The sequence below is a fragment of the Loktanella sp. 3ANDIMAR09 genome, from assembly GCF_001420005.1.
Taxonomy (GTDB): domain Bacteria; phylum Pseudomonadota; class Alphaproteobacteria; order Rhodobacterales; family Rhodobacteraceae; genus Loktanella.
Genome location: NZ_LJAK01000002.1, coordinates 331,583 through 356,832 on the forward strand (window position 1 = coordinate 331,583; position 25,250 = coordinate 356,832).

26 protein-coding genes are annotated in these 25,250 nt (G+C 62.0%); 7 read left to right on the top strand and 19 right to left on the bottom strand.

Translation table 11 applies throughout. The features are described from left to right. Window positions 1-15: 15 nt before the first annotated feature. The gene (gene cysE / locus AN189_RS04505; RefSeq protein WP_056031671.1) at window positions 16-825 is read left to right on the top strand and encodes a serine O-acetyltransferase; all 810 of its coding nucleotides are present in this window, start codon (window positions 16-18) and stop codon (window positions 823-825) included. 67 nt (window positions 826-892) lie between these two features. On the opposite strand, the gene AN189_RS04510 is transcribed toward cysE, so the two are convergent. From AN189_RS04510 to pgk, 6 genes are all read right to left on the bottom strand, one after another. Then, the gene (locus tag AN189_RS04510) at window positions 893-2,242 is read right to left on the bottom strand and encodes a pyruvate dehydrogenase complex dihydrolipoamide acetyltransferase (RefSeq protein WP_056031674.1); all 1,350 of its coding nucleotides are present in this window, start codon (window positions 2,240-2,242) and stop codon (window positions 893-895) included. Window positions 2,243-2,254: 12 nt separating this feature from the next. Further along, window positions 2,255-3,634 carry a pyruvate dehydrogenase complex E1 component subunit beta gene (locus tag AN189_RS04515; RefSeq protein WP_056031677.1) on the bottom strand — a complete coding sequence of 460 codons (1,380 nt, stop codon included), beginning with the start codon at window positions 3,632-3,634 and terminating at the stop codon, window positions 2,255-2,257. Window positions 3,635-3,637: 3 nt separating this feature from the next. Beyond that, window positions 3,638-4,648: a pyruvate dehydrogenase (acetyl-transferring) E1 component subunit alpha gene (gene pdhA / locus AN189_RS04520; RefSeq protein WP_056031680.1), complete on the bottom strand. Its 1,011-nt coding sequence runs from the start codon at window positions 4,646-4,648 to the stop codon at window positions 3,638-3,640. A 106-nt stretch (window positions 4,649-4,754) separates the two neighbouring features. Then, a complete protein-coding gene (locus AN189_RS04525; RefSeq protein ID WP_056032145.1) occupies window positions 4,755-5,054 on the bottom strand; it encodes a septum formation initiator family protein in 300 nt (99 codons plus the stop codon). A 108-nt stretch (window positions 5,055-5,162) separates the two neighbouring features. Beyond that, a complete protein-coding gene (locus tag AN189_RS04530) occupies window positions 5,163-6,053 on the bottom strand; it encodes a fructose bisphosphate aldolase (RefSeq protein ID WP_056031683.1) in 891 nt (296 codons plus the stop codon). Window positions 6,054-6,147: 94 nt separating this feature from the next. After that, window positions 6,148-7,326: a phosphoglycerate kinase gene (pgk, locus tag AN189_RS04535; RefSeq protein WP_056031686.1), complete on the bottom strand. Its 1,179-nt coding sequence runs from the start codon at window positions 7,324-7,326 to the stop codon at window positions 6,148-6,150. 125 nt (window positions 7,327-7,451) lie between these two features. On the opposite strand from pgk, the gene AN189_RS04540 reads away from it, so the two are divergent. Beyond that, window positions 7,452-7,958 carry a peptidylprolyl isomerase gene (locus AN189_RS04540; RefSeq protein WP_056031689.1) on the top strand — a complete coding sequence of 169 codons (507 nt, stop codon included), beginning with the start codon at window positions 7,452-7,454 and terminating at the stop codon, window positions 7,956-7,958. Next, the gene (locus AN189_RS04545; RefSeq protein ID WP_056031692.1) at window positions 7,951-8,499 is read left to right on the top strand and encodes a peptidylprolyl isomerase; all 549 of its coding nucleotides are present in this window, start codon (window positions 7,951-7,953) and stop codon (window positions 8,497-8,499) included. Before AN189_RS04540 ends, AN189_RS04545 begins: the two co-directional genes overlap by 8 nt. A 117-nt stretch (window positions 8,500-8,616) precedes the next feature. On the opposite strand, the gene AN189_RS04550 is transcribed toward AN189_RS04545, so the two are convergent. From AN189_RS04550 to AN189_RS04560, 3 genes are read right to left on the bottom strand one after another with little or no spacing between them, the layout of a single operon-like run. Next, window positions 8,617-10,023 (bottom strand): YdiU family protein, encoded by a 1,407-nt coding sequence (locus tag AN189_RS04550; protein ID WP_056031696.1) that lies wholly within the window; start codon window positions 10,021-10,023, stop codon window positions 8,617-8,619. Further along, the gene (locus AN189_RS04555) at window positions 10,020-10,469 is read right to left on the bottom strand and encodes a GNAT family N-acetyltransferase (protein WP_056031700.1); all 450 of its coding nucleotides are present in this window, start codon (window positions 10,467-10,469) and stop codon (window positions 10,020-10,022) included. Before AN189_RS04555 ends, AN189_RS04550 begins: the two co-directional genes overlap by 4 nt. After that, entirely contained in the window at window positions 10,466-11,401 is a 936-nt protein-coding gene (locus tag AN189_RS04560; protein WP_056031703.1) for a nucleoside hydrolase, read from the bottom strand. The genes AN189_RS04555 and AN189_RS04560 overlap by 4 nt, the downstream gene beginning before the upstream one ends. A gap of 148 nt (window positions 11,402-11,549) precedes the next feature. On the opposite strand from AN189_RS04560, the gene AN189_RS04565 reads away from it, so the two are divergent. Further along, complete coding sequence (locus AN189_RS04565) at window positions 11,550-11,816, top strand: hypothetical protein (RefSeq protein WP_056031706.1); 267 nt, start codon at window positions 11,550-11,552, stop codon at window positions 11,814-11,816. 41 nt (window positions 11,817-11,857) lie between these two features. Here the strand turns inward: AN189_RS04565 and ilvN are convergent, their stop codons facing one another. From ilvN to AN189_RS04605, 8 genes are all read right to left on the bottom strand, one after another. Then, the gene (gene ilvN, locus AN189_RS04570) at window positions 11,858-12,430 is read right to left on the bottom strand and encodes an acetolactate synthase small subunit (RefSeq protein WP_056031709.1); all 573 of its coding nucleotides are present in this window, start codon (window positions 12,428-12,430) and stop codon (window positions 11,858-11,860) included. A 33-nt stretch (window positions 12,431-12,463) separates the two neighbouring features. Then, the gene (locus tag AN189_RS04575) at window positions 12,464-14,215 is read right to left on the bottom strand and encodes an acetolactate synthase 3 large subunit (RefSeq protein WP_056031712.1); all 1,752 of its coding nucleotides are present in this window, start codon (window positions 14,213-14,215) and stop codon (window positions 12,464-12,466) included. A gap of 257 nt (window positions 14,216-14,472) precedes the next feature. Beyond that, window positions 14,473-15,405, bottom strand: coding sequence for a YihY/virulence factor BrkB family protein (locus tag AN189_RS04580; protein ID WP_083484259.1), 933 nt, complete (start codon window positions 15,403-15,405; stop codon window positions 14,473-14,475). Window positions 15,406-15,456: 51 nt separating this feature from the next. Continuing rightward, on the bottom strand, window positions 15,457-16,311 hold the full coding sequence (gene yghU, locus AN189_RS04585) for a glutathione-dependent disulfide-bond oxidoreductase (RefSeq protein WP_056032147.1): 855 nt from the start codon (window positions 16,309-16,311) through the stop codon (window positions 15,457-15,459). 63 nt (window positions 16,312-16,374) lie between these two features. Then, the gene (locus AN189_RS04590) at window positions 16,375-17,202 is read right to left on the bottom strand and encodes an arginyltransferase (RefSeq protein ID WP_056031715.1); all 828 of its coding nucleotides are present in this window, start codon (window positions 17,200-17,202) and stop codon (window positions 16,375-16,377) included. A 71-nt stretch (window positions 17,203-17,273) separates the two neighbouring features. Continuing rightward, entirely contained in the window at window positions 17,274-17,714 is a 441-nt protein-coding gene (locus AN189_RS04595) for an RDD family protein (protein WP_367379429.1), read from the bottom strand. 63 nt (window positions 17,715-17,777) lie between these two features. Next, window positions 17,778-18,194 carry a DUF2852 domain-containing protein gene (locus AN189_RS04600; RefSeq protein WP_056031719.1) on the bottom strand — a complete coding sequence of 139 codons (417 nt, stop codon included), beginning with the start codon at window positions 18,192-18,194 and terminating at the stop codon, window positions 17,778-17,780. A 120-nt stretch (window positions 18,195-18,314) separates the two neighbouring features. Next, complete coding sequence (locus AN189_RS04605) at window positions 18,315-18,803, bottom strand: YbaK/EbsC family protein (protein WP_056031721.1); 489 nt, start codon at window positions 18,801-18,803, stop codon at window positions 18,315-18,317. Window positions 18,804-18,855: 52 nt separating this feature from the next. On the opposite strand from AN189_RS04605, the gene AN189_RS04610 reads away from it, so the two are divergent. Next, complete coding sequence (locus AN189_RS04610; RefSeq protein WP_056031723.1) at window positions 18,856-21,648, top strand: [glutamate--ammonia-ligase] adenylyltransferase; 2,793 nt, start codon at window positions 18,856-18,858, stop codon at window positions 21,646-21,648. Further along, window positions 21,645-21,911, top strand: a complete 267-nt coding sequence (locus AN189_RS04615; RefSeq protein ID WP_056031727.1) for a hypothetical protein — start codon at window positions 21,645-21,647, stop codon at window positions 21,909-21,911. The genes AN189_RS04610 and AN189_RS04615 overlap by 4 nt, the downstream gene beginning before the upstream one ends. Here AN189_RS04615 and eda read toward each other — a convergent pair. Together eda and edd are read right to left on the bottom strand one after the other, a co-directional pair. Next, window positions 21,908-22,549, bottom strand: coding sequence for a bifunctional 4-hydroxy-2-oxoglutarate aldolase/2-dehydro-3-deoxy-phosphogluconate aldolase (gene eda, locus AN189_RS04620; protein ID WP_056031730.1), 642 nt, complete (start codon window positions 22,547-22,549; stop codon window positions 21,908-21,910). The two genes, AN189_RS04615 and eda, sit on opposite strands and share 4 nt — an antisense overlap. A 27-nt stretch (window positions 22,550-22,576) precedes the next feature. Beyond that, a complete protein-coding gene (gene edd / locus AN189_RS04625; RefSeq protein WP_056031733.1) occupies window positions 22,577-24,382 on the bottom strand; it encodes a phosphogluconate dehydratase in 1,806 nt (601 codons plus the stop codon). A 218-nt stretch (window positions 24,383-24,600) separates the two neighbouring features. On the opposite strand from edd, the gene AN189_RS04630 reads away from it, so the two are divergent. Next, entirely contained in the window at window positions 24,601-25,218 is a 618-nt protein-coding gene (locus AN189_RS04630) for a DUF6778 family protein (protein WP_056031736.1), read from the top strand. Window positions 25,219-25,250: the final 32 nt, after the last annotated feature.

Sequence of the window (25,250 nt, forward strand, 5' to 3'; positions counted from 1 at the left end):
CGCGAGGGTGCCGCTATGGCCATATCAAGATCACAGCTGCATAGCATCGACCCGGTCTGGGATGAGATCAGGGGTGATGCGGAACGTGCGGTGCGCAAGACACCCGCGATGGGTGCGATGTTCCATGCCGGGGTGTTGCAACACGACACATTCAACGATGCGCTGGCCTACCGGCTTGCGCTGAAACTGGCATCCAACGAGATGTCGGCGCAAAACGTGCGCGAGATCGCAGACGATATTTATGGTCGCGCACCACGGTTGGCGCTGGATGCGCGTGCAGATCTGGTCGCGACGTTCGAACGCGATCCGGCCTGCCACCGCATGATGCAGCCATTGATGTTCTTCAAAGGATTTCAGGCGGTTCAGTCACACCGGCTGGCGCATTTCCTGTGGCGCGACGGACAGGCAGACCTGGCCTATTTCATACAGATGCGTGCATCCGAGGTGTTCGGGGTCGATATTCACCCCGGTGCCAAGATCGGCAAGGGTCTGATGATCGACCATGCCCATTCCGTCGTGGTTGGTGAAACCGCCATCGTCGGGGATAATGTATCGATGCTGCATTCCGTGACCCTTGGCGGCACGGGCAAGGACGAGGAAAAGCGGCATCCGACCATCGAAAACGGCGTGCTGATCGGTGCGGGTGCCAAGGTTCTGGGTAATATCACTGTGGGCCATTGCAGCCGTGTGGCGGCTGGGTCTGTCGTGTTGCACGATGTGCCTGCAATGAAAACCGTTGCAGGCGTTCCCGCCAAGATCGTGGGCGAGGCGGGGTGTTCACAACCGTCGATCCTGATGGATCACATGCTGGGTCCGATGGACTGAACACACACAAAGCGAAACGAAAACGCCGGGTCAGTGACCCGGCGTTTTGTGTTTTGGTTGCGGTGGTTCAGGCCAACATCGTCATCGGGTTTTCAAGGTTGTCCTTGATTGCTGCCAGCAGGTTTGCCCCCAACGCACCGTCGATGACCCGGTGATCGACCGACAGGGTCACGGACATGACCATGCCCACGGACAATTCACCGTCCTTGCCGACAATGGGTTTCTTGACGCCCGCGCCGACCGCGAGGATCGCAGAGTGCGGCGGGTTGATGATGGCATCAAAGTTGTCGATGCCGAACATCCCCAGGTTCGAAATCGCAAAGCTGCCGCCCTGATATTCATGGGGCGCCAGTTTGCGGTCGCGGGCGCGGGATGCCAGGTCCTTCATTTCGGACGACAGGGCCGAGAGCGATTTCATCTCGGCGTCTTTCAGCACCGGGGTGAACAGCCCGCCTTCGATGGCCACGGCCACGGCCACGTCGGATTTTTCAAACCGCAGCGTCCGGTCGTTGGCCCAGACGGCATTCGCCTCTGGCACCTGTTGCAGGGCGAGCGCGCAGGCCTTGATGATGAAATCGTTGACCGACAGCTTGACGCCGCGCGCTTCGAGTTGGGTATTCAGTTGGCTGCGGAATTTCATCAGCGCATCCAGCTGGATATCCCGGCGCAGATAGAAATGCGGCACGGTCTGCTTGGCCTCGGTCAGGCGGGCGGCGACAGTCTTGCGCATACCGTCCAGTTTGACTTCCTCAAACGGGCGACCCTCGTAGGTCTTGAGGATGACATCCGTTGATGGACCGGTTGCCATTGCACCCCCCTTGGGGGCGTCCGCCTTGGCGGCGGGGGCCGCTGCTTCGGTTTTCGCCGCCTTGGGCTGCGATGTGGCGCCTTCGACGTCGGCCTTGACGATGCGCCCGCGCGGGCCGGAGCCTGTTATATCAGCCAGGTCCAGCCCCTTGTCCGCCGCGATCCGGCGGGCGAGGGGGGAGGCAAAGATGCGCTCGCCGTTCTTGGAACCCGCTGCCGGGGTGGCGGGCTTGTCCTCTTGTGCAGCCGATCCGGACCGGCCGTAACCGGCGGCGGGTTCGGTCGCATCTGACGGTTCTGCCGGGGCAGCGTTTGATGACGCAGGTGCGGGTTTGGCGTCTGCGCTGCCGATGTCGTCAGCCGTTTCACCATCGGCCAGAAGGATCGCGATCACGTCGTTGACCTTTACGCCTTCGGTGCCTTCGGCCACGGTGATCTTGCCGATGACCCCTTCGTCGACGGCTTCGAATTCCATGGTGGCCTTGTCGGTTTCGATTTCGGCCAGCAGGTCGCCGGATTGCACGGTGTCGCCTTCCTTGACCAGCCATTTGGCCAGCGTGCCTTCCTCCATCGTGGGCGACAGGGCGGGCATCAGGATTTCAATGGGCATGTCCTAAAATCCTTATTTGTAGGTGACTTGTTTGCAGGCCTCGACCACCTCGTCGGTGGTGATCAGGGCATGCTTTTCAAGGTTGGCGGCATAGGGCATGGGCACGTCCTTGCCGGTGCAGGTGATGACGGGCGCATCCAGATAGTCGAACGCCTCTTGCATGATCACACTGCTGATATATCCGCCGACGCTGCCTTGCGGCCAGCCTTCTTCGACGGTGACGCAGCGGTTTGTCTTGCGCACGGATTCAAGGATCGTGGCGGTGTCCATCGGGCGCAGGGTGCGCAGGTTGATGACCTCGGCCTTGATGCCTTCTTCGGCCAGTTTGTCAGCCGCTTCCAGCGCATATGTCATGCCGATGCCAAAGGACACGATGGTGACATCATCACCGTCGCGTTCGATCTTGGCCTTGCCGAAGGGGATGGTGAAATCATCCATGACAGGCACATCAAAGGACCGACCATACAGGATTTCGTTTTCCAGGAAGATGACCGGGTTGGGGTCGCGGATGGCCGTTTTCATCAGACCTTTGGCGTCGGCCGCAGAATAGGGCATCACGACCTTGAGGCCGGGGATCTGCATGAACCATGCCGCGTAATCCTGGCTGTGCTGCGCGCCTACGCGGGCAGCGGCACCGTTGGGACCACGGAATACCATGGGCGCGCCCATCTGGCCGCCGGACATATACAATGTCTTGGCGGCAGAGTTGATGATCTGGTCCATCGCCTGCATGGCAAAGTTGAAGGTCATGAATTCCACGATGGGACGCAGACCGCCAAAGGCCGCCCCCACACCGATCCCGGCAAAACCATGTTCGGTGATTGGCGTGTCGATCACGCGGCGCGCGCCGAATTCGTCCAGCAAGCCTTGGGAAATCTTGTAGGCGCCCTGATATTCGGCGACTTCTTCGCCCATCAGAAACACGTTTTCGTCGCGGCGCATTTCCTCGGCCATGGCGTCGCGCAGGGCCTCGCGTACGGTGGTTTTCTTGACCTCAGTGCCCTCGGGCCAGTCCGGGGTCCGGTCGGACGGGGCTGGCGTGGGGTGCGACTTGGCAGCGGCGGGGGCCGTTTCGGACGATTGTTCCTTGTCGGCGGCCACTGGCTGTTGCGCCTGGCTGTCGTCGATCACGGCGTCGTCCATGCTCTCGCCGTCTTCCAGCAGCACGGCGATCACATCATTGACCTTTACGCCTTCGGTGCCTTCGGGGATGACGATCTTGCCGATGGTGCCTTCGTCGACGGCCTCGAATTCCATCGTGGCCTTGTCGGTTTCAATCTCGGCGAGGATATCACCGGATGCGACGGTGTCGCCTTCCTTTACCAGCCATTTGGCCAGCGTGCCTTCTTCCATCGTGGGGCTCAGGGCGGGCATCAGAATTTCGGTTGCCATCGATCAAGCCTCCTGCGGAACTTCGGTTGCGTAAATATCGGTCCACAGCTCTTCGAGCGCGGGTTCGGGGCTTTCCTTGGCGAATTCGGCGGATTCGTTGACGATTGCCTTGATCTCTTTGTCGATCGCCTTGAGGTCGTCCTCGGTTGCGTGGTTGCCGGTCAGCAGCAGATCGCGGATCTGTTCGATCGGATCGCGTTCGTCCCGCATTTTCTGGACCTCTTCGCGGGTCCGGTATTTCGCGGGGTCGGACATGGAATGCCCACGGTAGCGGTAGGTCTTGATTTCAAGGATATAGGGGCCCTTGCCGGCGCGGCAGTGGGCCACGGCCTTTTCGCCGGCCTCCTTGACCGCCAGCACGTCCATGCCGTCAACCTCTTCGCCGGGAATGCCGTAGGCGGCCCCGCGTTCCCAGTAGCTGGGGGATTTCGTGGACCGTTGTGTGGATGTCCCCATGGCATACTGGTTGTTTTCGATCACGAAAATCACCGGCAGATCCCACAGTTCGGCCATGTTGTAGGTCTCGTAGACCTGCCCCTGGTTGGCAGCGCCATCGCCGAAATAGGTGAATGTAACGTTGTCGTTGCCCTTGTACTTGTCGGCAAAGGCCAGACCGGCACCCAACGGCACCTGTGCCGCGACGATCCCGTGACCGCCGTAGAAATGCTTTTCCTTCGAGAACATGTGCATGCTCCCGCCCTTGCCCTTGGAATAGCCACCTTCGCGGCCGGTCAATTCGGCCATCACGCCCTTGGGGTCCATGCCGCAGGCCAGCATGTGACCGTGGTCACGATAGGATGTGACGCGCTTGTCACCTTCCTTGGCGGCGGCCTCGAGGCCGACAACAACAGCTTCCTGGCCGATGTAGAGGTGGCAGAAACCACCGATCAGGCCCATGCCGTACAATTGTCCGGCCTTTTCCTCGAAACGCCGGATCATCAGCATGTCGCGGTAGTAGCCTTTCAGCTCTTCCGCCGACACATTCGGCTGGGCGTCCTTTTTCTTTGGCGGCATCGCGGGTCCCCTCGTGGTTCCAGAGAATTGTTTAGTGTTAAACTATTCCCCGAACATAGAACGGGACGCAGGGTAACGCAACGCGATCGCCGCAAAAAGCTGTGGGTCAGCGGATCACCATCTCGTCCGTGCGGATCAGGCCCAGCACGTCGCGGGCCTGTTCGTCCAGCAGATCAAGGTCGAGGTATTTGTCCGACAGCCGCATGGTCAGGTTTTCCATGCGGGCGACCTCGGCGCGCAGCTGTTGCAGCTCGACCTCCAGCGCACGGCCTTCGGCGGCGATGCCACTGCGTTTCAGAACGCCGTAGTCGCCCTGGATCGCGGCAAAGGTGAAATAGAACCCCAAGGCCAAAGCGCCCAGAAAATAGATCAAGGTCCCGATTGCGGGTCTTTTTTGTCGTGTCATGCTCGCCTCTTGGGTCGCGTTGTTGACCGCGATTGACATGACATTAACACGGCAGCCGGGAATGTGAATCCCCGGCGTGGAAAAACCCTGCTGCGTGGCGTGTTGGACTCAGCCCGTGACGGATGCTGCGTAAATCGACGCGATGTTGCGTCCGATGACGGCGTTGAATGCCGTGTCCTCCTGGCGGGCAGACAAACCTTCGGTCAGGGCACGCGAAAAACTGGCGATGATCCCGGGATTGCGCGCCAGACGGGCGGTTGCCTCGTTCAGGTCATAGCCGCCTGACAGGGCAACGACGCGCATCACCTTGGGGTGGTTGACCAGCGCATCGTATTGTCCGGGTGTTTCGGGCAAGGTCAGTTTGATCATGACCTCGGTGCCATCGGGCAGCATGTCCAGATGACGCAGAATCGCATCCAGCAGCAATGCTTCGGCCGCTGCCTTGTCCGGGATCGAAATGGTGATTTCAGGTTCCAGGATCGGCATCATCTTGTGCGACAGGACCTGCCGGCCAATGTCGAATTGCTGTGCGACGATCGCCTCGATCCCCGCAGGACTTGCGGCATGGATGACCGACCGTTCCTTGGTCCCGAACACGCCCAGCATGTAGGCGCGTTGCAGCGTGTGATCCAACCCGCCAATTGGTTTCATCAGCTGCACGCCGTCTGCCGTTTCCTCCAGCCCGTGGTCGATTTTCAGGAATGGCACGACCTGCTGGTCTTCCCACAGGTGACGGGGCGCGGGCTTGCCTTCGAATGCGCGGTCCATCGTCTGCTCGAACAGGATCGCACCCAGCACCTTGCTGCCGCTGAAATCCGGGGCTGCGACGATGCGGGCCCGCATGGCGTGGATCAGGTCGAACATCTCGTCGTCATTCGACCAGTCCTTTTCGGACAGGCCGTAGGCGGCCAAGGCCTTGGGGGTTGACCCTCCACTTTGATCCAGCGCGGCAATGAATCCCTTTGCCGTGCGCATCTGGTTTGCCATGTCCTGATTCATCGTCGGGGCCTCCTGTGATCCATTGCCCTACGGTTAGGCAAGACCCCGACGATAGACAATTCTGATAGCGCAAACCGTAATTTAGTTAACGCTATCAGTCGCTCAGTGCGGCCACACCGGGCAGGGTCTTGCCTTCCATCCATTCCAGAAACGCGCCGCCCGCGGTCGAAACATAGGAAAAGTCATCGGCCACACCTGCCTTGTTCAGCGCCGCGACGGTGTCGCCACCACCGGCCACCGAAATCAACGTGCCTGCCTTTGTCAGACGTGCCGCGGATTGCGCTGCGGCGTTTGTCGCCGCATCAAAGGGCGCAATTTCAAACGCACCCAGCGGGCCGTTCCAGACCAGCGTTTTCGACCGTTCCAGCACCTGTTCGATATGGGCCACCGAATCCGGGCCTGCGTCCAGAATCATCGCATCCGCTGGACAATCTTCGGTCTTGACGGTTTCGTTGTCGGCACCCGCCTTGAATTCGCGGGCGACGACGACGTCACGGGGCAGCAGGATTTCACAGCCCCTGTCGGCGGCCTTTTGCGCGATGGCGCGGGCGGTGTCGGCCAGATCGTGTTCACACAGCGATTTGCCCACGTCGATTCCCGACGCCGCAAGAAAGGTGTTCGCCATGCCGCCGCCGATGATCAGCGTGTCGACCTTTTCCACGAGGTTCGACAGCAGGTCCAGTTTGGTCGATACCTTGGCACCGCCGACGACGGCGACCACGGGGCGGTCGGGCTGGCCTAGGGCACGGTCCAGCGCGCCCAGTTCCTCGGCCATCAGGCGACCTGCGCAGGCCGGCAATTTGCGGGCCAGCGCCTCGGTGCTGGCATGGGCACGATGGGCTGCGGAAAACGCATCGTTGACAAAGACGTCGCCCAGGCTGGCCAGACGGGTCGCGAAACCGTCGTCATTGGATTCCTCGCCGGGGTTGAACCGCAGGTTTTCCAGCAGCGCCACGTCGCCCTGACCCAGCGCCGCGACACCCGCGCCGTAATTGCCGTCCAGGAATGTCACCTTGCACCCCAGTGCTTTTTCCAGTGCCGGGACAATCTGGCCCAGCGACATTTCCGGGACGACCTTGCCCTTGGGCCTGTCGAAATGTGCCAGCAGGATGGGGGTGCCGCCCGCGGCCCTGATGTCGCGCACCGTCGGCACGATCCGGTCGATCCGCGTGGTATCCGTGACCTGTCCATCGGCCACGGGGACATTGATATCCACCCGCACCAGCACGCGTTTGCCGTCCAGATCCATATCGTCGAGTGTTTTCCAGCCCATCGTGGCCTCCTGTCATTGGTTTCGTCATACCTGTGCCAACCGCCGCCTAGCGTCAACGGTGCCCGGTTGGCAATCACGCCGCTGCACCATATGTCAGTGCCAGAAATAAACAGGAGTGCGCCCACATGGCCGATTACGACGATCCCGAAAACACGATCATCATGACACTCAAGGACGGCGATGTCGTCATCAAGCTGTTGCCCGACGTGGCACCCAAGCATGTCGAGCGGATGAAGGAACTGGCCCGCGCCGGCAAATACGACAATGTCGCATTCCACCGCGTGATCGACGGCTTCATGGCGCAGACAGGCGACGTGCAGCACGCCAACATGGAAAACAACTATGCCCCCGGCCGCGCTGGCACGGGTGGATCCGATCTGCCCGATCTGCCTGCGGAATTTTCCAAGGTTCCCCATGCGCGTGGCAGCCTGGGTGCCGCACGGTCCGCGAACCCGAACTCGGCCAACAGCCAGTTTTTCATCAACTTCAAGGACAACGATTTCCTGAACGGTCAATACACCGTCTACGGTCAGGTGATTTCGGGCATGGCCCATGTCGACAACATCGCCAAGGGCGAGCCGCCCGCGAACCCCGACCGCATGATCAAGGTCGTGGTGGCTGCCGATGCTTAAATTCGCCATTCCCCTCGCTCTGATGGCCAGCCCCGCGCTGGCCACCGGTCTGGACATCGAAATTGCAGGCCAGGCAAACGGCACCGTCAGCATCAACCTGTTCGAGGACGTGGCCCCGCTGCATGTCGCACAGATCACGTCCATTGCGGCCGCCGGCGGCTATGACGGCGTGGTGTTTCACCGTGTGATCGACGAATTCATGGCGCAGACCGGCGACGTGCAATTCGGCGTGGCCGGGTCCGATCTGTCCCGTGCCGGCACCGGTGGGTCCGATCTGCCCGACATTCCTGCCGAATTCAGCGACAGCCTGTCGTTCGAACGCGGCGTTGTCGGCATGGCGCGCAGCCAGAACCCGAACTCGGCCAACAGCCAGTTTTTCATCATGTTCGAACCGGGCCCGTTTCTGGACGGGCAATACACCATCGTGGGCGAGGTCACATCCGGCATGGATGTCGTCGACCAGATCAAACGCGGTGATGGTCCCAACGGGTCGGTCACCTCTGATCCCGACGTGATGACGACTGTCACGGTCACCGAATAAACCAACGGCCCCTTCATCGCAGGGTGAGGGGGCCATTCAGTATCCCCTGCAGCGGACCAGAGGTCGTGCGGCTAGGCGGATCGCATGGCGCAAGGCGCCAGATGCCAGTTCAACCCGTCAGGTGCCGCAGAACGTGGCACGGACCTCCTCGGACGGTTCAGGCGGCAGCGCATAGGGGGCGCGCGCCGCGTCCAGTGGCGCATAGGGGGCTGTGACGACCTTCAACATGCGGTGGAACGGCGCGAAATCACCGTCGGTTGCGGCTGTAATGACCTCTTCGACGCGGTGATTGCGCGGAATGACCAACGGATTGGCCTGCGCCATGATCGCACGGTGGTCCTCTGCGCGCCTTCCTGTCCAGCGGGTGACCCAATCCTGCCAGCCGGGCATATCGTCCGGATCATCCCCCTGCGTCATCCGCGCAAAGGTTGCAGTGAAATCGGCACCCGATTGCGCCATCAGCGTCAGCAGATCCTGAATCAGTGCTGCATCCTCGGCGACGGGGTTGTCCAACCCCAGCTTGGCCCCGAATACCCGCACCCAGCCCTGTTGATAGATGTCCGAGAACCGATTGATCCGCGTGGTAAAATCTGCGACCGCTGCATCCTGATCCGGCATCAGCGGGATCAGCGCGGTTGCCAGCTGTGCGAGGTTCCAGACCGCGATTCCGGGCTGATTGGCATAGGCATAGCGCCCCATCCGGTCGATGCTGGAAAACACCTTTTGCGGATCATAGGCATCCATGAAGGCGCAGGGACCATAGTCGATGGTTTCCCCCGCAAGGCTGCAATTGTCGGTGTTCATCACTCCGTGGATGAACCCCAGTCCCATCCATTTGGCGACCAGTTCCGCCTGTGCTGCAACCACGGCATCCAGCAGGCCCGCCGGGCCATCCGCATCCCGGTAGTGGCGCTGGATCGTATAGTCGGTCAGCTGTCGCAGTGCATCCGTGTCCTGCCGTGCAGCGTGGATCTGGAATGTGCCGACGCGGATATGGCTGCTTGCGACGCGGGTCAGGACAGCACCGGGCAGCATCGTCTGACGGTAGACCTGTTCCCCGGTCGTGACGGCCGCCAGCGCGCGGGTGGTCGGCACGCCCATGGCGTGCATCGCCTCTGAAACCAGATATTCGCGTAGAACCGGACCCAGCCACGACCGGCCATCGCCGCCCCGAGAATACGGCGTAGGGCCTGACCCCTTGAGCTGGATATCGCGCCGGATGCCGTCGGTGCCGATCACCTCGCCCAGCAGGATCGCGCGACCATCGCCCAATTGTCCCGACCAATTGCCGAACTGATGCCCACCATAGAGCTGCGCCAGAGGGGACGCCGCGTCCGGCAGTGTATTGCCTGCGAACACAGCCGTCGCGTCGGTCGTATGCAGCCATGCGCGGTCAATTCTCAGCAGCTCCGCCAGATCGTCATTCACGGCAATGGCACCCGGTGCCACGACCGGCGTGGGTGCGATCGTTGTATAGAACGTACCCGGCAGGGCCGCGAAACTGTTGTCGAACGGTATCGTCATAGCGGGTCAGTCATCATCCTGGGGCTGGGAACGGGCCGAAACCCGGTGCGTGTGCAGAACCGGGCCAGTCCTGCATCATCGTTAGGCAGGATGACATGCATCGCCTGCAATTGCGCCCGTTGCAGGTTGACGGTCACCGCGTGCAGCACCTCTGTCCCGATCCCGCGCCCCCGGACCGAGGGGCGGATGAACACCTCTTCCAGCCAGCCGACCAGACCGCCATGCGGGACAGACCAGCCGAATGTCACCGTGACATAGCCCAGCGGCGCACGCGCGGGGCCGATCAGCCAGATCGCGCCAAGCGGCGAGCCGTCCAGCAGGGGACCCGCAACCATCGCGCGATGCGCATCATCGAAGGGCAGGCCGGATTCTTCGTGGTAGCGGGCCATCAACGCCAGAACGCGGTCTGCCGCGTCAGGTCCGGCCAGGGTGATGGCGGTGCTCATAGCCGGGCCAGACGGTCGGTCAGCAACGCAAAAAACCCGTCGGCATCCACATCGCCGATAAACAACGCGTTGGGGATCCGGTCGGTGACGCGCCACCAATCCGCGACCGTCATGCCCAGCGTCAGGTCCGATGCAGTTTCGATTTCAACGTTGATGTGGCGTCCGCTGAACAGGTCGGGTTGCAAGAGGTAGGCAATGACACAAGGGTCATGCAGCGGCGCACCGGCCGATCCGTATTTTTCCTTGTCGAACCGTTCAAAGAACCCCGTCCAGTCCGCGACCGCCTGACCCACGGGCGTGCCGAGGTTGCGGAACGCATCCACGCGGGGCTGTGTCGTCAGCGCCTTGTGGGTGACGTCGAGTGGCAGAACGACCAGCGGCACACCGGCGGCAAAGACCGCCTTGGCGGCCTCTGGGTCGACATAGATGTTGAATTCGGCTGCGGGTGTGATGTTGCCGACCTCGAAATAGGCGCCACCCATCAGCACGATTTCCTGCACGCGGTCCACGATATCCGGCGCGCGGTCAAAGGCTGTCGCGATATTCGTCAGGGGTCCCAGCGGGCACAGCGTCACGGTGCCGGCAGGTTCGGTGCGCAGGGTGTCGATAATGAAATCAACCGCATGTTGGTCCTGCACCGGCATGACGGGGTCGGGCAGGGTCGGGCCGTCCAATCCCGTCTTGCCGTGGACATGTTCCGCCGTGACCAGTTTGCGGGCGATGGGCGCATCGCAGCCTGCGTAGACGGGCACGTCGGTCCGGTTGGCGAGTTCGCAGATGATGCGCGCGTTTTTCGCCGTCAGCGCCAGTGGCACGTTGCCCGCGACACAGGTCAGGCCCAACAGGTCCAATTCGGGCGATGCCAGCGCCAGCAGGATGGCGACGGCGTCGTCCTGACCGGGGTCTGTGTCGATGATGATCTTGCGTGCCATGGTCTGTCCTTTTCTTTGTCCCTATGTGGCCCGCCAGTGCCAGCGGGGCAAGGAGGGACCGCCGGGACGGCGGACCTTTGCAAGGTGTGGAACACTTGCGCGGCTCTGGCGGTTGGGATGGCAACATCACACCTTGAAAGGACATGCCATGAAATTTGCCCTATTGATCCCCGCCGCGGTTCTGACGCTGGCCGGATGCGATGCCGCCCAGCAAAACGGCGGGCCGGGTCTGACCGAAACATACGAGTCGATTCAGGACCAATACCCCGACATCACGCCAGAGCTGTTTGCACGGTTCGATCGTGATGGCGACGGCCTGCTGAGTGGTTTCGAACAGCAGCAATTGTTCAGTCAGGCCCAGAACCCCAACGGGATTACCGGCACATTAGGACGTCTCGACGACGACGAGATCTGAAACGACAATGGCCCGCCCTGATCGGACGGGCCACCCATGGCTCACACGATGCTGTCGCCACCCCGTGCTAGTGCGGCCACACCCGTGCGTGCGACCTCTTGCAGGCCAAGAGGGCGCATCAGCTCGGCAAAGGCGTCGATCTTTTCCGGGGTTCCGGTGATCTCGAACACAAAGCTTTCGAGCGTGCTGTCCACGACGCTGGCGCGAAAGATATCGGCCAGACGCAGTGCCTCGACGCGGGCATCGCCCTTGCCACGGACCTTGAGCAGGGCCAGTTCGCGTTCCACGCTTGGACCTTCGACGGTCAGGTCGTGCACCTCGTGGACCGGAATGATCCGGCCCAGCTGCGCCTTGATCTGGACGATCACCTGCGGCGTCCCGGAGGTGACGACGGTGATGCGGCTGCGGTGACCCGTATGGTCGATTTCCGCGACTGTCAGGCTTTCTATGTTGTAGCCGCGACCGGAAAACAGGCCGATGACCCGCGCCAGAACGCCCGGTTCGTTTTCCACGATGACCGCCAGCGTGTGCCGTTCGATCACGTCGGAAAAATGCGACCGCAGGTCATAGGCGGAATGGCTGGAAGAGCCTTTTTTGATCTTGAGTGCTGACATTTTGTAATCTTTCCAAGTCCTTGGGCTGCGGTCCTAGACCATCACCGCGCCAGTGGCCGTGATCGCGCCTTGCGTTTTCGCGTTCCGCAGCAACATTTCGTTGTGACCCTTGCCCGACGGGATCATGGGGAAACAGTTTTCGTGTTTCTCGACCAGACAATCCAGAATCACCGGACCGTCGTAATCGATCATTTCCTGAATGGCGTCGTCCAGATCGGCCGCATCATCGACCTTGATGCCCTTGGCACCAAATGCTTCGGCCAGTTTGACGAAATCGGGCAGGGCCTCTGACCAGCTGGACGAATACCGTTCGCCGTGCAGCAGCTCTTGCCACTGACGCACCATGCCAAGGCGTTCGTTGTTCAGGATGAATTGTTTGACCGGCAGGCGATACTGCATGGCCGTGCCCATTTCCTGCATGTTCATCAGCCACGATGCCTCGCCTGCGACGTTGATGACCAGCGCGTCGCGGTGCGCCATCTGCACACCGATGGACGCGGGCGTGCCATACCCCATGGTGCCAAGGCCACCGGACGTCATCCAGCGGTTCGGATCCTCGAACCCCATGTATTGCGCGGCCCACATCTGATGCTGGCCGACCTCGGTCGTGATGTAGCGGTCATAGCCCTTTGTCAGCGCCTCGAGGCGGGAAATGGCGTGCTGCGGGCGGATGATCGTCCCGGTCTGTTCATACCCAAGGCAGTCAATCGCGCGCCACTCGTCGATCTGTTTCCACCACTTGGCAAGGCCCTCGGTATTGGTCTTGCGCCCGTTGGCCTTCCAGACTTTCAAAAGGTCCTCCAGCACATGGGCCACGTCGCCCAGGATCGGCATGTCGACGCGGATGACCTTGTTGATGGAGGATGCATCAATGTCGATATGCGCCTTTTTCGATTTCGGGCTGAAGGCATCGACGCGCCCCGTGATCCGGTCGTCGAACCGTGCGCCGATGTTGATCATCAGGTCGCAGTCGTGCATCGTCATGTTGGCTTCATAGGTGCCGTGCATGCCCAGCATACCCAGCCATTTGTCACCTGATGCGGGATAGCAGCCCAGGCCCATCAGCGTGGATGTGATCGGAAAGCCGGTCGCCTCGACCAGTTCGCGCAACAATTGGCTGGCCGCGGGACCAGAATTGATGACGCCGCCACCGGTATAGAAGACCGGGCGTTTCGCCGTTTCCATCGCACGCGCCAGTTCGGTGATCGTGTCGATGTCGCCCTTCATCTGCGGGTTGTAGTGAGAGGTGCGTTTCGATTTTTCGGTATATTGGCCAGTGGCGAACTGCACGTCCTTGGGGATGTCGATCAGCACGGGGCCGGGACGACCGGCGGTCGCGATGTGAAACGCCTCGTGAAGGGTGCCCGCCAGCTTGTCCGTTTCCTTGACCAGCCAGTTGTGTTTCGTGCAGGGGCGCGTGATGCCGACGGTGTCGGCCTCCTGGAACGCGTCAGAGCCGATCATGAATGTCGGCACCTGCCCGGTCAGGACGATGATCGGGATACTGTCCATCAGCGCATCCGTCAGGCCGGTGACCGCGTTTGTGGCACCCGGGCCCGATGTGACCAGCGCCACACCGGGTTTGCCGGTGGACCGTGCATAGCCTTCGGCGGCGTGAACGGCACCTTGTTCATGGCGTACCAGCACGTGCTGGATCTTGTTTTGCTGAAAAATCTCGTCGTAGATCGGCAGCACGGCCCCGCCGGGGTAGCCGAACACGACCTCGACCCCCTGATCGATCAGGGCCTGAACCACAATTTTTGCGCCGGTCATCGTTTTTGTCATTGTCTCGTCCGTTCAATGCTGTCGTCTGGCATAAAAAAACCCCCGGCGTGACACGAGGGCGCATGGGAACCTGATGGGTCAACCGTTACCGGCCCATGCGCGTCTTTCCTACAATTAGTACGACAGTGTTCATGCGAATTTCCTTGGTATGTGGGGACACTATGCGCAGGGTTTCACAGGGTCAACAGGCCTGCTGGATAAAATGTCGCCAAACGGGTGGTTTTGGTAACTTTCTTTCAGTGGGCGATGTGGCGGGATCATTCCGCACGGGTTGCATCGGGCAGATCGTCGCTGTCAGCCGTGCTGCGACCGCCCTTGGTGGGTGCAGGATTCTGTTTTGCCTGCGCCTCGAGCTCGGCATCGATTTCGGCGCCAAACAACACGATGAACGACGACAGCCACAGCCACATCAGCAGGATAATCACGCCACCCAGCGCCCCAAAGGTTTCGTTGTAGCTGGCGAAATTCTGCACGTAAAAGGCAAACCCGGCCGATCCGGCCAACCACAGCACACAAGCCACCAGCGCACCGGGGGTGATCCAGCGCCACTTGCGCGGTTTGCGGGCAGGACCGTAGCGATACAGGATTGCCAGGCCCGCCGCGACCAATAGCAGCACGATCGGCCAGCGCACCAGAATGATGATCCATTCCGCATTCGGATCAAGCCGGATGAAATTCAACACCACCGGCAGCAGCACGAGTGCTGCCACGATGACGAAAAACCCGATCACCATGGCAAGCGTCAGCACGATACGCGCGATCAGGTTGCGCAGGAAACTGCGCGCCTCCTCGACACGAAAGGCCACGTTCAGTCCCTCGATCAGCGCCGACATGCCGGCGGATGCCGAATAGAATGCCGTCAGCACACCGATGATCGCGGCCAGCCCCAAGCCACCGCTGTCAGAGCCTGCCACCGATTTGGCCTGATCCAGCACAATCTGCGCCGCCTCTTGCGGCATGAATGCCGATAGCGTCTGCATCTGGTTCACCAGCATCGACGGGTCGGTGAAATACCCGGCCAGCGCCATTGCTGCGACGATCCCCGGAAAAACAGCAAGCAGGCCGTAAAACGCGCAACCCGCCGCGATCAACGTCAGATGATCGCGGCCGATGTTTGCAAAGATGCGTTTGACGACCGCGATCCAGCCTTTGGCCGTCAGCGATCCGGGGTGCGCGGTGCTATCTGTCATCCTGTCCCTTTCGGATTGCGTGCGGGCCACGCGGTGCCGAACGGAGATCGGTCATTTCCGACCGATCTTGTCCTGCGTTTTGGTGTCAAAGTCCGACGCGCTGTGACGTTCGTGCAGCTGTTCGGACGGATCACCAAAGGGACGGTTCACCATGCGGCCGCGTTTGTATGCGGGGCGGTCCATGATTTCCGCGCTCCAGCGCTGGACGTTCTTGTAGCTGTCGGCCTGCAGAAATTCCTTGGCGTCGTAGACCGACCCGTTTGCCACGGCACCATACCAGGGCGCGATGGCGATATCTGCAATGGTATAGCTGTCGCCGGCGATGAAGGGACGATCAGCAAGGGTGCGGTCCAGCACGTCCAGCTGACGCTTGGCCTCCATCGTGAAACGGTTGATGGGGTATTCCATCGGCTCTGGCGCATAGGCATAGAAATGGCCAAAGCCACCGCCCAGATAGGGCGCGCTGCCCATTTGCCAGAACAGCCAGTTCAGTGTTTCAGACCGCATCGCCGGATCGTGCGGCAAAAAGGCGTCGTATTCCTGTGCCAGTTGCAGCAGGATTGACCCGCTTTCGAACAGGCGGATGCCGGTTTTCGTGTCCAGCAGGGCCGGGATCTTGGAATTGGGGTTCACGGCGACAAAACCGCTGCCGAACTGGTCGCCCTTGCCGATGTCGATCAGCCAGGCGTCGTATTCCGCGTCATGCCCGGCCTCGAGCAGTTCTTCGAACATCACGGTGACCTTGACCCCGTTCGGCGTGGCAAGGCTGTGCAACTGCCAGCGGTGTTCACCCTGAGGCAGCGGTGCATCATGCGTGGGGCCTGCAATGGGGCGGTTCGTGCTGGCAAATTTGCCGCCGTTCTCGGCGTCCCATTCCCAGACCTTGGGGGGGGTGTAATCGGACATGGTCAGACCTTTGATCAATGCGTTTCCACCGACCATTTAGCCCTACGGGCTACGGATCAAGGGTCAGCGTCCGACGGGGCGCCCGCCGGGTAACGAAATCCGCGCGACCTGTTCGGCAATCGGGTCGGTGGACAGTGGATGCAGCGCACTGTCATAGCCATTCGGATCGCCAATCGGCTGCCATGACCCGTCGCGAAAAATCTCGAGCGCGTCGAAATTCGCCTTGTAGCCCATCTTGGGGCTGCCGGGCACCCAATAGCCCAGATAGACATAGGGCAGGTTCAATTCGCGGGCCACGTTGACGTGGTCAAGGATCAGGAACGTGCCGGGGCTGTTGCGCGTCAGCGAAGGCGCAAAGAACGAATAGACCATCGACAAACCATCATCGAGGATATCGGTCAGGCAGGCCGCCACGGGACCATCATCGGGGGCGTTGCGGTCGGAATATTCGATCAGGCGGGATCTGACGGGCGTTTCCTCGATCATGGCGGCGAATTCGAACATGTCCATGTCCGCCATTCCGCCGTCGGCATGCCGTGTATCAAGGTATTCGCGGAACAGATCGTACTGTGCCTCGGTCGCCCAGGGCGAGGTCGGGCGGCGTTCCAGATGCGCGTTGCGTTTGAGCACCCGTTTCTGGCTGCGCGTCGGTTCGAAATCCGCAACCCGGATACGCGCCGACATGCAGGCGGCACATTCCGAACAGGACGGACGATACAACACGTTCTGCGACCGGCGGAACCCCTGCTTGGACAGGGCATCATTCAGTTCGGCCGCCTGTTCACCCTGTAGTGCGGTGAACAGCTTGCGTTCCATCCGCCCCTCCAGATAGGGGCAGGGCTGTGGCGCAGTCACATAGAACTGCGGGGCGATTTGTAGATCGTGGCGCATGATCAAAGATTGGTGCGCATCGGCGTGTCTGACAACCCCCGCCGATGCAACTTGTGCCGGGTCACGCGTATTTATGCCGGACGATTGATGGCGGTCGTGCCCATGAACATGTCGGTCAATCCCTGCCTTTTGGCTGTGACGGCCATCATGGCCACCGAAATCAGTTGCAGCGGGAATGTCACGACACTGATGGCGTAGCCTGCGGTATGCACCAGCGCCCCTGCCGATGTCAGCGCCGCGCCCTGTGTATCGCGCAACGCGATGTTGAACAGGCGCATCCCCCAGGTGGCCGACTGGTTGGCGATGGTGAACCACCGGTACAGAAAACCAACGACCATCATCAGCACCGGAAAAAAGAACAGCGCGATGAACAACGTCAGCGGCAGCAGGATCAGTGACATCAGGAAAACCACGGTCACATCCACCAGCCAGGCCAACAGCCTGCGGCTGCGGACACCGTCGTAGAATTCCGGCATCAGGTCCGGATCGGGCAGGGCGGTCAGCGTCGTCATGGTCATCCTATCATGTCATTCAGATTGGGGCCGACCCCCGTTGTCGGGGGCCGGAGGTTTGGTTCAGGCGGTCTTGTCGGACGGCTCTTCGTCCTTGGTCTGACCACGGTCGGCCATGAACTGGTCGAATTCCGCCTTGTCCTTGGCTTCGCGCAGGCGGCCCAGGAATGCTGTGAATTCGTCCTGTTCCTCTTGCAGGCGGCGCAGCGTATCTGCCTTGTAGGCGTCGAATGCCTGGTTCCCAGAGGACGCCATGACATTGACGCGGCGCGGGGCGCATGTCTTGGCACCGCGTGCGAATTTACCGGCAAAGACCATGTAGGCCAGCAGTGCCAGACCAACCGGCCAGACAAAGATAAAGGCCGCGACGGTCGCAGCGATCCATGCGCCGCGTCCGCGGGCGTCAAGCCAGGATTCCGCGCGTTGCAGCCAGGCGATGGGACCGGTCGTGGTGACGGGGTAGGTATTGGTTGCAGTCATGATGTCTCTCCGTTCGGGTTTATGTAAATGCCTTTCACATTACCCATATCGGTGTGGGACCTTTCCTGTGCAAGTCTTGATGTGAATGTTTTTTACATAAATCGAAAGCGGGCTTCAGGATCAGTGGCTTAGGTCGTTCTTCGCGGTGAATGGCGCGGGGTGTGCGCCGGATATCCGCAACAGGTCGGCGGGAGCCACCGCAAAGATATGGTGGGGTGTTCCGGCCGCCGCATAGACGACATCGAACGTCATCAGGCGCGGGTCCATGAAGGCCCGTGGCGGTGTCAGATGCCCCACGGGTGACACGCCACCGATTGCAAACCCCGTCACCTTGCGCACCACGACCGGATCGGCGCGGGTCAGCGGCTCGCCTGTCAGGGCGGCGGCTGCCGCGGGATCGACGGTCTGACCGCCTGCTGTGATGAACAGCACCAGATTACCTGTATCGCTTCCCTGAAAGATGATGGATTTCGCGATCTGATCGACCGCGCAGCCCTGCGCATCGGCTGCTGCCTGTGCGGTCCTTGTCCCTTCGGCCAGCGCGACAGGCGTGATATCCAGCCCCGCCTGTGTCAGGGCCTGTGTGACGCGTTTCAGACTCTTGCTCATCGGGGTGGCTCCTGACACGGTTGGGCTGCAATCGACAAAGGGTATCTGCGCCATGACAGCTGATCCAGTCCCGTCAACAGGCCGTCTGGGGGATCGTATCATCCGGGTGCCACGCGCCCATGATGCGGCACGCGGCGCCGATGCGCTGGAACGCCTGCCGGACGCAACGGGTCCGTTTCGCGACCTGATCGCGGGCACTGCGGGATGCAGCCCGTATCTTGCGGGCCTGATCGCGCGCGAGGCCGACTGGTTGCCAGGGGCAGAGGCGGCCCCCGAACAGGCGTTGGCCGATACCCTGACTGCGGTGGCGTCGCTGTCGCTGTCCGATCTGCCCGACGGTCTGCGACAGGCCAAGCGGCGTGTGGCGCTGTTGACGGCGCTGGCCGATCTGGGTGGCGTCTGGTCATTGGGGCAGGTCACGCAGGCGCTGACCGATCTGGCCGCCACCGCCACACATGCGGCACTTGTTGCGCTGACCGAGGCCGAGATCGCGCGCGGCAAGCTGCCGGGGCTGACGGCGGATGATGCGGCCACGGCAGGCGGAATGACCGCGCTGGCCATGGGCAAGATGGGTGCCGGAGAGCTGAACTATTCCTCCGATATCGACCTGATCTGCCTGTTTGACGAAACCCGGTTCGCCCCCGAGGATGTGGCCGAGGCGCGTGCCGGTTTCGTGCGGGTCACGCGGCGCATGTGCGCGATGATGTCGGATGTGACCGCGGGCGGCTATGTGTTCCGCACCGACCTGCGCCTGCGGCCCGATGCCAGTGTCACACCTGTCTGCATCGCGATGGATACCGCCGAGCGGTATTACGAAAGCGTCGGACGCACCTGGGAACGTGCGGCCTATATCAAGGCGCACCCCTGCGCCGGGGACATCGCAGCGGGCCACCGGTTCCTGCAAACGCTGCGCCCGTTTGTCTGGCGGCGGCACCTTGATTTCGCGGCGATCCAGGATGCTCATGACATGCGTCTGCGCATCCGCGACCACAAGGGTTTGCACGGGCCGCTGACCCTGCCGGGGCACAACATGAAACTGGGGCGCGGCGGCATCCGCGAGATCGAGTTCTTTACCCAGACACGGCAGTTGATCGCGGGCGGGCGGGATCCCGGCCTGCGGGTGCGTGGCACGCTGGCGGGGCTTGCAGCCCTCGCGGATGCCGGATGGATTCCCGACGACGTGCGTGACCAGCTGTCCGATCATTACACGTTCCACCGCACGGTCGAACATCGTCTGCAAATGGTGCAGGACGCCCAGACCCATGCGTTGCCCAACGATGGCGACGGCTTTGCCCGGCTGGCCGCCATGATGGACCGGGACGTGGACGACCTGCGACGCGACCTGACGGAACGACTGGAATCCGTGCATGATCTGACCGAAGGATTCTTTGCCCCCGACACCCCCGAACCGGCCCCGGAATGGGGGGATCAGCTGACAGCGCGCTGGCTGGATTATCCCGCCTTGCGGTCCGCACGCGCGGTCGAGATTTTCCGCCGGGTGCGTCCTGTCATCCTCAGACGGCTTCAGGATGCGGCACGCCCCGAAGAGGCGCTGGCGCAGTTCGATACCTTTCTGGCGGGGCTGCCGGCGGGCGTGCAGCTGTTTTCGCTGTTCGATGCCAATCCCCAGCTGACCCAGCTGATCGTTGATATCTGCGCGACGGCACCGGCGCTTGCGCAATATCTGTCGCGCAACGCAGGCGTGCTGGATGCGGTGATCGGCGGCGATTTCTTTGCGCCCTGGCCCGGTCAGGACGCGTTGACGCAGGGCCTGAGCGATGATCTGGCGCAGGCGCAGGATTATGAGGCGGCCTTGTCCCGCGCGCGCCTGTGGACGCGGGAACGTCATTTCCGCATCGGTGTGCATCATCTGCGCGGATTGATCGACGCCCCCACCAGCGGGGCGCAATATGCCGACCTTGCAGGCGCTGTCGTGACAGCACTCTGGCCGGTGGTTTGTGCCGAATTCGCGCGCAAACACGGCACGGTTGCGGGGCGCGGTGCTGTGGTCGTGGCGATGGGATCACTCGGGGCGGGGCGGCTGAACGCGCAGTCCGACCTGGACCTGATCGTGATCTACGATGCGGACGGCGATGCGATGTCAGACGGCAAACGGCCTTTGCCCGCGCGGACCTATTATGCCCGGCTGACACAGGCGCTGGTCACGGCCTTGTCCGCACCGATGGGCGACGGTCGGCTGTACGAGGTTGACATGCGCCTGCGGCCCTCGGGCCGCAAGGGGCCGGTGGCCACATCCTGGACCGCTTTTCAGGCCTATCAGACGCAAGATGCCTGGACATGGGAACATCTTGCCCTGACGCGCGCGCGGGTCATCGCGGGACCGGCGGATCTGGCCCATGGGGTCGAGACCTTTCGCCGTGATCTGTTGCGGACCAAGGGGCAGGGCAAAACCGTTCTGGTGGACGTGGCAGACATGCGGCGCAGACTGGAAGAGGCCAAGCCGACGGGGGCTGTCTGGGATGCCAAGAACGGTGCGGGTCGCCTGATGGACAGCGATCTGGCGGCGCAGACCATCGCGCTCTTGGCGGGGGCACCGGCGCGCGCGGCACCTGACCAGATTGATGCAGGACGGTCGCTGGCTGGCGTTTCGGATGCGACCATCACCGATCTGTGTGCGGCGCAGGATCTGTTCTGGTCGTTGCAGGCGGCGGCCCGGCTGTTGACTGGCGCGATTCTGGACCCAGATGCACTGGGTGAGGGCGGCCGCCGGTTCGTTCTGCGCGAGGTGGGATGTGACGACCTTGACGCGCTGGCCGATCGCATCGCAACGGTATCGCGGGCCGCGGATGCGGCATTCGCTAGATTATTGGAGGGTCCCCGATGAAGGGCGACACACGCGACCCCAGCGGCCTGATCGCCGAATCCTTTCGGATCGAAGGCATCACGCAGGCGGAATGTCGGAATATCTTTCTGGACTGGGCCCTGAAACTGCCCGTGCAGCAGGACAGTCAGTCGGTCATCCCCGAACTGCTGGAACGCCACGCGGATCAGCCGGACAACCACCCGATGATCCAGACCCTGCGTGAGGGGCTGGCCCGCGCGCCCCGGCCCGGCAGGCGGGGCGGACGCGCGGGCCGCATGTCCTAGCGGGCCAGTTGGGCTGCCTCGCGGGCCAAGGCCTCAATCCCGGCCCAGTCGCCGCTGGCGACCATATCCGCCGGTGCGACCCAGCTGCCGCCGACACACAGCGTGTTCGACAGCGCCAGATAGTCAGGCGCGTTTTTCAGGCTGACGCCGCCGGTGGGGCAGAATTTGACCTGCGGGATCGGCGCGCCGATCGCCTTGAGAGCAGGCACGCCGCCGTTTGCCTCTGCCGGAAAGAATTTCTGCACGGTGTAGCCGCGTTCGAGCAGGGCCATCGCCTCTGATGCCGTGGCAGCACCGGGCAGCAGTGGCAGTTCGTTTGCCTCGCAGGCGTCCAGCAGCAGGTCCGTCGCACCCGGCGACACACCGAATTGCGCGCCTGCCGCCTTGGCGTTTTCCACGTCCTTGGGGGTCAGCAGCGTGCCTGCACCGACCACACCACCCGGCACGGTTGCCATTTCGCGGATGGCGTCCAGTGCCGCGGGGGTGCGCAATGTCACCTCCAGCGCGGGCAGGCCACCTGCGATCAGCGCGCGGGCCAGATCGGCGGCCTTGGCCGCGTCATGCAGCACCAGCACGGGGACGACGGGTGCCAGTTCGCACAGTTTGCGATTCAGCTCAGAGGCTTGTTCAGGGGTCATGTCTTTTGTTCCTATTCTAGAGCCGGATCAGAGGATGGCAGCAGCGCCGTCAGTGGCAAGGCCGACGTTCCTGCGAAAGGTTTCAAACAGCTCTCGTCCCACACCCGTGCCGTTGCCGGACAGATCGGCCACCGCCAGATCGCGTGTGTCGAGGTCCACGCCAACGGCGTCGATGGTGCCGTTTACGGCGTCCAACCGCACCACGTCGCCGTCGCGCAGTCGCGCAATCGGGCCACCGGCCGCCGCCTCTGGACACACATGAATGGCGGACGGCACCTTGCCCGATGCACCCGACATGCGCCCGTCGGTGACCAGTGCCACCTTTAGCCCGCGATCCTGCAACACCGCCAGCACAGGTGTCAGGCCATGCAGTTCCGGCATGCCGTTGGATTTCGGTCCCTGAAACCGGACGACGATGATCGTGTCGGATGTGAATTCACCCGCCTTGAACGCCGCCTTGACGCTGTCCTGATCGTGAAAGATGCGGCAAGGGGCCTCGACGATGTGACGCTCCCTGGCCACGGCCGAGGTTTTCATCACACCACGGCCCAGATTGCCGGCCAGCTGTTGCAGGCCGCCTGTGGGCTGGAATGGATCGCTGGCGGGGCGCAGGATCTTGTCGTTCTGCGTCTTGCCCTCGCCCTTGACGTAGGTGATGCGGCCATTGTCCAGCTTGGGTTCCTGCGTGTACAAATCCAGCCCGTCGCCTGCCACGGTGCGCACGTCGTCGTGCAGCAGACCTGCGTTCAGCAACTCTCCGATCATGTAGCCCAGACCGCCCGCCGCGTGGAAATGGTTCACATCGGCCAGACCGTTGGGATAGACCTTGGCCATCAGCGGCGTCACGTCCGAGAGATCCGAAAAATCCTCAAGATCAAGGATCACGCCAGCCGCACGCGCCATGGCCGGCAGATGCAGCACAAGGTTGGTCGATCCCCCCGTGGCCATCAGACCCACCAGACCGTTTACAAAGGCGCGTTCGTCCAGAATGTCGCTGACCGGCGTGAAATCATTGCCAAGCGCCGTGATCTGGGCCGCCCGTTCGGTGCCTGCAACCGTCAAGGCATCGCGCAATGGTGTGTTGGGGTTCACGAATGACGCACCCGGCAGATGCAGACCCATGAATTCCATCAGCATCTGGTTGGAATTGGCCGTCCCGTAAAAGGTGCAGGTGCCTGGCCCGTGATAGCTGGCCATTTCGGCCTTCATCAGTTCCTCGCGGCCGACTTCGCCCGTGGCGAATTGCTGGCGGACCTTGGCCTTTTCATCGTTCGGCAGACCGCTGACCATCGGGCCTGCGGGCAGGAAAATCGACGGGATGTAGCCAAAGGTCGCGGCGGCCATCACGAGGCCGGGCACGATCTTGTCGCAGACACCCAGATAGATCGCGCTGTCAAAGGTGTTGTGCGAGAGGCCGACGGCGGCCGCCAGCGCGATCACATCGCGGCTGAACAACGACAGTTCCATGCCGGTCTGGCCCTGCGTGACACCATCGCACATGGCAGGCACACCGCCCGCCACCTGTGCTGTCGCACCGACCGCATTGGCCGCCTGCTTGATAAAGTTCGGATAGGTTTCAAAGGGCTGATGCGCCGACAACATGTCGTTGTAGGCCGTGATGATACCGATGTTGGGGGCCACATCACCGACCAGCGCGTCCTTTTGCCCGGCCATCGCGGCATAGGCATGGGCCTGGTTGCCGCAGGTCAGGTGCGACCGGCGCGGACCTTCGGCGGCGGCGCGTGCCATTGTGTCGAGGTATGTCTTGCGCGGTCCTTCGGATCGGGCGCGGATACGGTCGGTTACTTCTGCGATTTTGGGATGCAGGGCCATTGGAACCTCTGGTTTTACGAGTTACCGGTCTTCTAGCATGTCTAGTTAGCGCTAACAACTCATCCAGTGTGAAATCGGCAACAGAGACGCAAGTGTTCGTTGACGTGGCGTCGCAACCATCAGGCGACCACATTCTGACCCCATTTCATGATTAATCATCCCGTCAGACGAAATCGACGACAGTGGCCAGGTGTCACGCAAGCGTTTGGAGTAAGACGATGGGATTTGTAAAGTTTATTGCGCTCGGTGCGGTTTGCGCCATTCTGACGGCCTGCGGCACCCCTGATCAGGTGGCGATGCGGAACGCACCGCTGGACCTGGGCCCGGGCATCGAGGCCGGGCAGACGATCCAGCAGCGTGACTACCAGATCGTGGACCTGAATTTCGTGGCCCCTGCGGAATTGTCGGTGTCCGAACGCAACGGTTACTACCCGATGGCTGACATTGTCTGGCGCGGCGACCGGATCGGTGATCGCAAGGCGCAGATCGCAGAGCTGTTCCGCACCGCGGCGACGCGGAACATGGATGCAGACGGGTTGGGCCGTCCGGTGGTCGTCGATGTGCAGTTGCGCCGGTTCCACGGCGTGACCGAACGGGTGCGCTATTCGGTCGGTGGTGTTTACAACATCGTGTTTGACATGACGGTGCGTGATGCAACAACCGGCGCGGTGATCGAACCCGCCCGCAAGGTCGTGGCCAATCTGCCGGCCCCCGGTGGCACCGCCGCGATCATTGCCGAACAATCGGGGCAAACCGAAAAGGTGCGCGTGACCGATTTCCTGACGCTGGTTCTGTCTGACGAATTGTCCGGTTCGGTTCAGACCGCAAGCCGCTAAACCCACTGGCGGCGGACCCGCCGCCGGGGTAG